The 10,680-nt window shown below is 77.6% G+C and carries 3 protein-coding genes; all 3 read right to left on the reverse strand.

From position 1 onward, the window contains the following. Positions 1-96 precede the first annotated feature (96 nt). Genes ONA70_RS30485 through ONA70_RS30495 form a run of 3 tightly spaced genes read right to left on the reverse strand, consistent with a single transcriptional unit; the run spans position 97 to position 10,674 of the window. The gene (locus tag ONA70_RS30485) at positions 97-906 is read right to left on the reverse strand and encodes a thioesterase II family protein (RefSeq protein ID WP_265009951.1); all 810 of its coding nucleotides are present in this window, start codon (positions 904-906) and stop codon (positions 97-99) included. A 4-nt stretch (positions 907-910) separates the two neighbouring features. Beyond that, entirely contained in the window at positions 911-3,316 is a 2,406-nt protein-coding gene (locus ONA70_RS30490; protein WP_265009953.1) for a beta-ketoacyl synthase N-terminal-like domain-containing protein, read from the reverse strand. Positions 3,317-3,327: 11 nt separating this feature from the next. Beyond that, positions 3,328-10,674 carry a type I polyketide synthase gene (locus ONA70_RS30495; RefSeq protein WP_265009952.1) on the reverse strand — a complete coding sequence of 2,449 codons (7,347 nt, stop codon included), beginning with the start codon at positions 10,672-10,674 and terminating at the stop codon, positions 3,328-3,330. Between the last annotated feature and the right edge of the window lie 6 nt (positions 10,675-10,680).

A 10,680-nucleotide genomic window follows, 5' to 3' on the forward strand; every position in this document is an offset into this window, starting at 1 on the left:
GTGACGCCGGACGGGAAGCTGGCCATCAGCGGTCGCATGTCGACCGGTGCGGTTTCCGCCGGGACGAGCTGGTCCTTCGTGTTCATGCTGCGCTCCTCAGACCGGGGGTGACGCGGCCCCGGCGGCGACCACGCCGGGCGTGGGCCGGGACCGGGAAGTGGACCGGGTCGCGGCGCGGACCTCCGCCACCAGCGCGGCGGTGAAGGACCCGAACGCGGCACCGAGGAAGTGGAAGTGCCCGCCAGGGAAGAGTAGCCGCCGGAACGGCGCGCTGGTCTCCCCCGCCCAGGCCGCCATCGCCGGCGGCGGCGCCCAGTCGTCCTCGGTGCCACCGAAGGCGGTCATCGGCACGGCCAGCGGCGGGCGGACGCCCGGCGGGGCGTACCCGGCGAGCGCGCCCAGGTCGGCGCGGACCAGCCGGAGCAGTTGGGCGCGGAACTCCGGCACCTCGTGGATCCGGTCCGGCATGCCGCCCAGGGCGAACAGGTGGCGCAGCATCTCGTCGTCGGAGACGTCGTACGGCAGGGTCGCCTTCGGACCGCGGTAGCCGGGTGCCGGGCGGCCGGAGACGCCGAGCCAGACCGGCGCGACGCCGTGCACGCCGAGCGCCCGGGCGGTCTCCGCCGCGACCACCGCGCCCAGGCTGTGCCCGAACAGGGCGAGCGGGGCGTCGGCCCAGTCGCGCAGGTCCTCGACCACCCGGGCGACCATGGCGGGGATGTCCCGCAGCGGCTCGTCGCGGTGCCGGCGCCCACGGCCGGGCAGGTCGGGCAGGAGCAGGTCCCACTCCTGCGGGATGCCCCGGCTGAGCGGGAAGTAGGCGCTGCTGGAGCCGCCGGCGTGGTGGAACGCGACCAGGCGCAGGTCGGGGTCGGGGACCGGCCGCGGTCGGAGGAAGGCGCTCATCGGGTCACTCCCGTCCGCCGGCCGCGACCGGGCGGCCGGTGATGTGGTCGGCGATCGTCGCCAGCAGCGCGGCCAGCGGGCGGTCGATGGGCAGGTCATCGGGGGTGAGCGCGATCTGGAACCGCTCCTCGATCCGGGTCATGAACAGGGTGGAGACGAAGGAGTCGCCGCCCGTCTCCAGGAAGGACCGGCTCGGGTCCAGGTCGTCCTCGGCGTGCAGCACGTCGCGCAACTCGGTCATCAGGTAGGCCTCGATGCCCGCCCGGTCGGTGGGCAGCGGCGCCACGTCCGGGCCGCCGATCGCCGCGGCCGCGGTGCCGGCGGCGCCGACCGGCTCGTCGACCCAGAACCGCCGCCGCCGGAACGGGTAGGTGGGCAGGTCCGGCAGGAACCGGGCGCCGGCCGGGCGCAGCGCGTCGAAGCGGACGTCCAGGCCGGCCAGGAAGAGCGCGGCGAGCGCGTCCAGCAGCAGTCCGGGGGCGGCCTCGGGGACGGCGGTGACCAGCGGCACCGTGTGCGGCGTACCGTCCTCGCCGCGCCACTCCAGGCGGCCCGCCCCGGCCGGCCGGCCGGCGTCGCGCCGGAACCGGACCCGGACGCCGAGCCGGCCGAGCAGCGCCACCCACCGGTCGGCCGCCTCGCCGGTCGGGTCGGTCGGGACCAGCCGGGGCCAGCGGGCCCCGATCGCGTCCAGCGCCACCTCCAGGGCGGTGTGGTCGGGGGCGGCCCAGAGGGTGACCGGACGCAGCCGTCCGGCCGGGCCGGCCGGTTGGCGGACCGCCGCGGCCAGCCGGACGGCCAGCTCGTCGGCGCTGCCGCCGACCACCGCCACCCGGTGCCCGAGCGGCGCCCGGCCGGCACGCAGGGTGTGGCAGAGCGACGGCAGCTCGGCGGGGTCGGCGGCGCGCAGCCGCGCCACCACGGCGGCGCCGAGGGTGGCCAGCGCCTGCGGGTCCCGGGCGGAGAGGGTGAGCAGCTCCGGGCCGGCCGGCGTCGCCGCCGCGTCGGTCTCTTCCGGCCGGTACGCCTCGAGCACCACGTGCGCGTTGGTGCCGCTCATCCCGAACGAGTTCACCCCGGCCACCCGCCGGGACAGCTCGGCCGGCCAGGGCGCGGTGCGCCGGGGCACGGTGAAGCCGAGCTGGTCCCAGGGGATGTGCTCGTTGAGCGGTCCGTCGGACTCGTCGGCCGCGGCCGGGATCTCCCCGTGGTGCAGCATGAGCACGGTCTTCATCAGCCCCGCCACACCGGAGGCGGCCTCCAGGTGGTTGAGCCGGGCCTTGACGCTGCCGATGCCGAGCGGGACCCCGCGTTCGCGGACCGCCGTACCGAGGGCGGCGTCGAGCGCGCCCACCTCGACGGGGTCGCCCAGCAGCGTCCCGGTGCCGTGCGCCTCGACCCAGCCGACGTCGGCCGCGCCCACCCCGGCGTCGGCCAGGGCCGCCCGGACCACCTGCTGCTGGGCGGGGCCGCTGGGCACGGTCAGCCCGGAGGCGGCGCCGTCGTGGTTGACCGCGCTGCCCCGGACCACGGCCAGGATCGGCCGGCCCTCCCGTTCCGCCTCGTCGAGGCGCATCAGCACCAGCACGCCGACGCCCTCGCCCCGGCCGTACCCGTCGGCGGCGGCCAGGAAGGACTTGGAGCGGCCCTCCGGGGAGAGCGCCCGGCTCTGGCACAGGGACACCATCAGGTTTGGCGACAGCAGCAGGTTCGAGCCGCAGACCAGCGCGTACCGGCACTCCCCGGCGCGCAGCGCGCGGACCGCCAGGTGCATCGCCACCAGCGAGGAGGAGCAGGCGGTGTCCACGCTGACCACCGGGCCGGCGAAGCCCATCACGTAGCTGATCCGGCCGGCGCCGAAGCAGAGCCCGCCGCCGGTGGCGTAGTACGGGTCGAGCGGGGTCTTGTCCTCCTGGACAGCCAGCCGCTCGCCGTACTCGGAGGCCATCATGCCGAGGTAGACGCCGACGTCGAGCCGGTCGGCCCGGCGGACCGCCACCCCGGCCCGTTCCAGGGCCTCCCAGGCGGTCTCCAGCAGCAGCCGCTGCTGCGGGTCGAGCAACTCGGCCTCCCGTTGCGAGATGCCGAAGAAGTCCGCGTCGAAGTGACCGATGTCGCTGAGGAAGGCGGCCCGGTCCACGTAGGAGCGCCCCGGGCGGACCGGTCCCGGCCGGTACGCGGCGCGCAGCCCGGGCCGGTCGTCGGGGATGCCGGTGACCGCGTGCGCGTCGCCGCGCAGGAAGTCCCAGAACTGTTCCGGCGTGCGCAGGTCGCCGGGGAAGCGCAGGCCGAGCCCGACGACGGCGAGCGGTGGGCGCTGTTCCCGCTCCAGCTCGCGGATCCGGGCCTGCTGCCGGCGGGAGAGCCGCAGCTGGTCCTCCACGAGTCGGCGCAGCTCGGTGGCGTCCATGGTCACGTCCCTCACTCCTCCATGGCCAGGTCCGCCCGGACGGCCCGGACCAGCTCGTCGATCGACAGGTCGGCCAGGTCGCCGTCCGCCCCGGCCGGGTCGTCCGCCGGGTCGGCGTACGCCGCTTCGGCCCAGCCGTCGGCGGGCGACGCGGGGTCGGCCGGTTCGTCGTCGGGGTAGAGCAGGTCGATCGCGTGCGCGGCGACCTGCGCGATGGTCGGGTGGTCGATGGCGACGGTGGCCGGCAGGTCCACGGCGAGAGCGTGCGACAGCCGGGTCCGCAGGTCGATCACCATGATCGAGTCGAGGCCGAGGTCGACGAAGCCGGCCTCGTCGTCCAGCGCGCCGGGGTCACCCAGCGCCTCGCCGGCCACCTGGCGCACCGCCGCCCGGAGCCGGTCCTCCCGCTCGTCGGCGGCGGTGCGGTCCAGTTCCGCGCGCAGCCAGCCGCGCGGTGCCGCCGGGGCCGTGGGCGTGGGGCGGGCGCCCCGGTCGAGCAACGGGAGCAGCAGCGCCGCCCGGGGGTGGCCGGCCGCCCGCTCGACGTACGCCCGGGCGTCCACCGCCACCGCGACGAGCCGGTCCCGGCCGGCGGTGAGCGCGGCGCGCAGGATGCTCTCGGCCTCCTCGTCGGTGAACGCCCGGACGCCCAGCCGGTCGATGGCGCGCCGAGTCGCCTCGGTGGCGGCGAGGCCGCCCTTCGCCCGGGGCGTCCACGGTCCCCAGTCGACGCTGACTGCCGGCAGGCCGCGGTCGCGGAGCCGGGTGGCGAGGCCGGCCAGGTAGCCGTTGGCGGCGGCGTAGTTGGCCTGCCCGGCGGAGCCGAGCACGGCGGAGACCGAGGAGAAGTGCACCAGCGCCGCCGGCCGCCGGCCGGCCATGGCCTCCAGCAGCCGGTCCGCGCCGGCCGCCTTGCCGGCGAAGACCTCGTCGAAGGCGGCCTCGTCGAGCTCGGTGAAGGCGCCGTCGGCGGTACGCCCGGCGAGGTGCCAGACGCTGCCGATCGGCCCGTCGCGTTCCGCCTCGGCCACCATCCGCCGGCAGTCCTCGGCGTCGGTGACATCGCCGCGTACCGCCCGGATCCGGGTGCCGCCGGCGGTGAGCTGGTCGATCGCGGCGCTGGCGGCGGAGTCGGGCGCGGACCGGCCGACCAGGGTGATCGCGGGGACGCCGGCCCGGGCCAGGAAGCCGGCGACGCTCAGGCCCAGCGCGCCGAGCCCGCCGGTGACCAGCGCCGTGCCGGTCGTGACGCCGTCCGGCAGGTCCGCGTCGGGCGGCGGCAGCGGGCGCAGCCGGGCCACCCGGAGGCCGTCGGCGTCGAGCCGCAGCCGGGTCTCCGGCAGGCCGCGGCGTACCTCGTCGAGGAGCAGCGCGGCGGCGTCGCCCGGGTCGGCGTCGGCGGCGAGCACGACCCGGACCAGGCGGCGGTCGGGGTGTTCCGCCTCGACCGCGGCGAGCATCCCCCACAGCGCCTCCCGGACCGGGGCGGCCCCGGCGCCGTCGGCGCAGACCACCAGGTACGGCACGGTGGCGGGGGCGGTGCGCAGGTCGTCGGCGAGGCGGCGGACGGCGATCCGGGCCGCCTCGGCCGACTCCCCCGGCTCGGTGGCCGCGAACCGCAGGTCCAGGACCAGGTCGGGGTCTTCGTCGACGATGTCGACCTGCCCGGCGAGCGCGTCGACGAGCGCGGGTGCGCCCTCGCCACCGCGGACGGCGGCGCGTGGCGGGGCGGCCGGTGCCGGTGCCGGCCGGTCCGGCTCGGGTGTGGCCCAGATCAGCTCGTGGACGTGGACGGTGGTGTCCCGCAGGGACCGCTCCAGCAGGTCCCGGGGGGCGTGCCGGATGCGGAAGCCGTCGACCGCCAGCACGGTCCGGCCGCGCCCGTCGAACAGGTGCAGGTCCGCCTCGTCCACCTGCCGGGTGCCGTCGGGGCGGGTGGTGGCCCGCCGGGCCCGGACGTGGCCCCAGAGTTCCCCGTCGGGATCGGGCCGGCGGGCCAGGGTGAGCCGGGCGGCGGCGAACGGGATCGCGAGCCCGGCCCGGCCGGCCTCCGCCGGGTCGTCCGTACCGGCGGGGTCGACCCCGAAGGTCACCGTGCTCTGCAGGCAGGAGTCGAGCAGGCCGGGGTGGATGGCCCAGTCGGCCGGGTCCTCGTTCATCCGCTCCGGGCGGGTGTACCGGACCAGGGCCTCGTCGCCGCGCAGCCACACCTCGTCGATCCAGCGGAAGGACGGGCCGAGCAGGTAGCCCATCTCCCGGAAGTGCCGGTAGAAGTCCGCCCCGGCGAGGTGGCGCTCGGCGGCGGCCTGGAAGGCGGCCAGGTCGGGCACCGGTCGGGGCTCGGCCGCCGGCTCCGGCAGCAGCCGGGCGGAGAGGTGCTCCTGCCAGCGGTCCCGCTCGGGGTCGACCAGGCTCTGCACGCTCACCGTCCGGCCGCCGTGCTCCTGTTCGGCCTCGATGACCTGCAGTTCGTACCGCTCGCCGTCGTGCAGCACCAGGGCCCGGGGGAAGACCAGGTCGGCCAGCGCGGGCGGGGTGCCGTCGCCGGCCAGCGCGGAGAGCACGGTGGCGGTCTGCGAGGCGCCCGGCACCGACACCGTCCCGTAGAGCCGGTGGTCGGTGAGGTGGGGCGGGAACTCGGTGCTGCGCTCGGTGCGGAACAGCCGCCCACGCAGGGCGGGCGAGCGGACCGGGGTACCCCAGGCGGGGGCGTCGCCGGCCGGGCCGGCCGCCGGCACCGGATCGCCGGCCGCCGCGGTCTTCGCCCAGTAGCGGGTCTCCGCGAACGGGTAGCGCGGCGCCTCGACGCGGACGCCGGGGCGCGGGCGGGATTGCACCCGCGACCAGGTCACGTCCTGGCCGAGCGGATAGAGCGCGGCGACCGCGGCGAGCAGCGCGGCACGGTCCGGCGAGCCGCGGCGCAGCGACGACAGCAGGCCGCCGGGCGGCGTGAGTCCCGCGGCCCGGACCAGGTTGACCAGGGTACGGTCCGGACCGACCTCCAGGCACACGTCGACGTCGAGCGCGGCGAGTTGTCCCGCGCCGGCGTGGAAGCGCACCGGCTGGCGGGCGTGGCGCACCCAGTAGTCGGCGTCGTACGTGTCGGGGCCGGCCACCGCCCCGGTCAGGTTGGAGATGACCGGGACGGTCGGGGTGTCGTGGCGGACCGTGGCGCAGACCGCGCGGAACTCGTCGAGCGCCGGGTCCAGCAGTCGCGAGTGGAACGCGTGCGAGACGCTCAGCGCCCGGTGCCGTACGCCCTCGGCGCGCAGCCGCCCGGCGAGCGCCTCGACCTCCTCGGGCAGCCCGGAGACCACCGTGGCCTCGGGGCCGTTGACCGCCGCGAGGTCCAGCGACGTGCTGGCGATCAGGTCCCGGACCCGCTCCTCGGTGGCGACCACGGCGAGCATCGCCCCCGGCCGGGTGGCCTGCATCAGCCGGGCCCGCTCGGCGATCAGGTCGAGCCCGGCGGGCAGGTCGAGCACCCCGGCCACGATGGCGGCGGAGATCTCGCCGACGCTGTGCCCCATCACCACGGCCGGGGTGACGCCCCACGAGCGCCACAGCTCGGCCAGCGCCACCTCCAGGGTGACCAGGGCCGGCTGGGTGACCCGGGTCTCGTTGATCGCGGTCCGGTCGTCGCCGTACAGGACGAGGTCGGCCAGCGAGGTGCCGAGCAGCGGGGCGAGACGTCGGTCGCACTCGTCGAAGACCGCCCGGAACACCGGCTCGGTGGCGTACAGCTCGCGGCCCATGCCGAAGAACTGGCTGCCCTGGCCGGAGAAGAGGAACGCGATCCGGGGCGGCCGGGTCGCCGCCACCGGGTCGGCCGGCGGCGCGGTGGCGAGGAGCTGCTCCCGGTCGCGGCCGAGCAGGGCCGCCCGGTACGGCAGGTGGGCCCGGCCGGCTCCGGCCAGTGCGGCCAGGTCGGGCAGTTCCTCCGCCGGGCAGCCGGCGATCCGCTCGTGCCAGCGCTCGACCAGCCGGCGCAGCCCCTCGGGGCTCGGCGCGGACAGCGGGACGAGCAGCGGGCCCGCGGCCCCGCCCGGGCCGCTCGCGGCGGTCCCGTTCCCGGTGCCGGCGGTCGGCTCCGGGTCGGCGAGCAGGACGTGCGCGTTGGTGCCGGTGAAGCCGAAGCCGGACACGCCGGCCAGCCGGGCCCGGCCGGTGCGGGGCCAGGCCACCGGGGCGTCCACCACCATGACGTCCATCCCGGACCAGTCGATGTGCGGGTTCGGGTCGGTGAAGTGCAGGTTGGCCGGGATGGTGCCGTGCCGCAGGGCGAGCACGGTCTTGATCACCGAGGCCATGCCGGCGGCCGACTCGCAGTGGCCGATGTTGCTCTTCACCGAGCCGAGCCGCAGCGGCCGGTCGGCGGGCCGGCCCGGGCCGAGCACCCGCCACGCCGCCCCGACCTCGATCGGGTCGCCGAGGGAGGTGCCGGTGCCGTGCGTTTCGAGGAAGTCCACCGCCGCTCCGGCCACGCCCGCGTCGGCGAGCGCGGCGCTGATGACCTGCTCCTGCGCCCGGCCGCTCGGCGCGGTCAGGCCGGACGAGCTGCCGTCCTGGTTGACCGCGCTGCCCCGGACCACGGCCAGCACGGCGTCGCCGTCCCGCCCGGCGTCGGCGAGTCGCTTGAGGACGAGCACCCCGCAGCCCTCGGCCCGGACGAAACCGTTGGCGTCGGCGGAGAAGGTCCGGCAGCGCCCGTCCGGGGAGAGCATGTGCGCCCGGCTCACCGCCACCGAGGCGAGCGGGTCGACGATGACGTTGACGCCGCCGACGACGGCCGCGTCGATCTCCCCGCCGCGCAGCGCCCGGACGGCCAGGTGGAGGGCGACCAGCGAGGACGAGCAGGCGGTGTCCACGGCGAGCGCCGGCCCGGCCAGGCCCAGCACGTACGCGAGCCGGCCGGCGACGGCGTTGAGCGCGGTGCCGGTGCTGTAGTAGGCGTCGAGCCGATCCACTCCCCCGCCGGCCAGCACCCGCGCGTAGTCGCCGTTGCTCACCCCGACGAAGACGCCGGTCCGGGTGCCGGCCAGCCCCTTGGGGTCGATGCCGGCGTCCTCCAGCGCGTGCCAGGCGCACTCCAGCAGCAGCCGCTGCTGCGGGTCGAGGTTCTCCGCCTCCCGGGCCGGTATGCCGAAGAACCCGGCGTCGAACCGGGCCACGTCGCGCAGGAAGCCGCCCTGGTCGGTGGTGATCCGCGGGCCGGTGTCCGGGTCGGCGGTGTGGAACGTGCGGTGACTCCAGCGGCGTGCGGGCACCGCGGCCACGGCGTCGCGGCCGGCGCGGAGCAGGTCCCACAGCTCCTCCACCGAGTCGGCGCCGGGGAAGCGACCGGCCATCCCGACGATCGCCGCCGGACCGGCCGGGGACGCCGCCGGCCCGGTCACCGGGGCGACCGGGGCGGCGAAGTCCCCGACCTGCGGGGCGGCCGGGGCGAGGTACGTCGGGATGGCCGGAGACACGGGGTGGACCGCGGTCGGTCCACCGTGGAACGGCGGTTCGGCGCCGTGTACCCGGGCGTGGTCGGCGGCGGGGACGCCCAGCGCCACGGCCGGCGCGGGGACGACGGCCGGACCGGCGCGCAGCGCCAGCAGGTAATCGGCGAACTGACGGACGGTGGGGTGGTCGAAGACGTCGGCCACCTGCAGCGGCACCTCGAACGCCTCGGCGAGCCGGCGGGCCAGGTCGACCGCCATGATGGAGTCCAGACCGAGGTCGAAGAAGCCGGCGTCCTCCCGGACGACGTGGCCCTCCGGGTGGCCGAGCTGGGCGGCCAGCAGCCGGGCCACGTGGCCGCGGGCGACGGCCGGGCGGGCAGCCGCCGGCAGCGCGACCAGCTCCGCCACCACCGACGGCTCTTGCTCCGCACCGGTGTCGAGCCCGCCGTCGGCGGGGGCGGGCGCCCCGGCGGCGGGGGCGTCCGGCGGGGCGGTGAACAGCCCGCGCCGGCGCAGCCCGCCCAGTACGCTGTCCAGCCGCGGCCGGTCCAGCGGGCAGGCCACCAGGTAGCCCTCCGGTCCGGGCGTGACGTCGCGCAGCGCCGCGCAGCCGGTGGCCGGGTCCAGGGCACCCACGCCGAGCCGGGCGAACCGTTCCCGGGAGTCGCCGTCGGCCATCCCGGACACCGCCCACGGCCCGTACGCGATGCTCACCGCGGGCAGCCCGAGCGACCGGCGGTACGCGGCGAGGGCGTCCAGTCCGCCGTTCGCGGCGGCGTACGCGGCGTAGCCCTCGGTGCCCCAGAGCGCGGAGACCGAGGAGACCAGCACGAAGAAGTCCAGCGGCAGGTCGCGGGTGAGCCGGTGCAGCCACCAGGCGCCGCCCACCTTGGCGCGCAGCGCGGCGGCGATCCGCGCGGCGTCCAGCTCGGTGGCGGGTACCCGGGCGATGGTGCCGGCGGCGTGCAGCACCCCGCCCAGCGGCGGCATGCCGCGCAGCGCGGCGGTCACCTGCCGGCGGGAGTCGGCGCTGTCGCACCCACCGCCGACGTAGCCGACCCCGATCCCGTCGTCGCGCAGCCGGATGAGCAGGTCCCGGGCGGCGGGGTCCAGGTCCGCCTCCGCGCGCCGGCCGACCAGCAGCAGCCGGCGGGCGCCCCGCCGGACCAGGTCGGTGACGAGTTCCCGGCCGACCGCGCCGAGCCCACCGGTGACCAGGTAGGTGGCGTCGGCGCGGACCCGCAGGCCGGCCGGGGTGGGGTCGGCGTCGCGGAGCCGGGCGGCGTGGAGGTGGCCGGCGCGCACCGCGACCAGGTCCTCCAGCATCGGGCCGGGCGGCGCGGTGAGCAGGTCCAGCGTGACGGCCAGGTCGCCGGGGGTCGGCCGGACGGGCAGATCGACGACGCCGCCGAAGGCCGGGCCGAACTCCAGCCCGAGCACCGGGGCGAGGCCGTGCAGCGGCCCGTGGTCGGTGGCGGTCACCTCGTCGGTCGGCCCGGTGCGGCGGACGCCCCGGGTGAGCAGCACCGCGCGCCGGCCGGCGACTCCGGTGCCGGCCAGGGCGGCCACCGCCCTGGTCACCGCGGCGACGGTGGCCGCAGCCGGGTCGACCGGGTCGTCGGCGCCGTCGTCCGGGTCGTCGGATACGGCGTGCGCGGCCGGGACGAGCACGAGGGTCTTCTCGGGCCGGTCGGCCCAGAACCGAATCCACTCCCCGGCCCCCTCGGGCAGCGCCGCCACCCGCCAGCCCGGCGGGGCGTCGGCCGGCTGCGGGGTGAGCAGGGTACCGGCCAGACCCCGGGCCGCCGCGGCGACGGCCAGCTCGGCGACGAGCGCGGCGTCGTCCCCGGCGAGGACCAGCGGCCCGGTCCGGGCGTCGGGGATCGGCGGGTCCAGTTCGGCCCAGACCACCTCGTG

This window comes from Micromonospora yasonensis (genome assembly GCF_026013475.1).
Taxonomy (GTDB): domain Bacteria; phylum Actinomycetota; class Actinomycetes; order Mycobacteriales; family Micromonosporaceae; genus Micromonospora; species Micromonospora yasonensis.

Excerpts from the sequence above, each read along its gene's own strand:
- ONA70_RS30485 (WP_265009951.1), bottom strand. The coding sequence starts at position 906 with ATGAGCGCCTTCCTCCGACCGCGGCCGGTCCCCGACCCCGACCTGCGC.
- ONA70_RS30490 (WP_265009953.1), bottom strand. The coding sequence starts at position 3,316 with ATGGACGCCACCGAGCTGCGCCGACTCGTGGAGGACCAGCTGCGGCTC.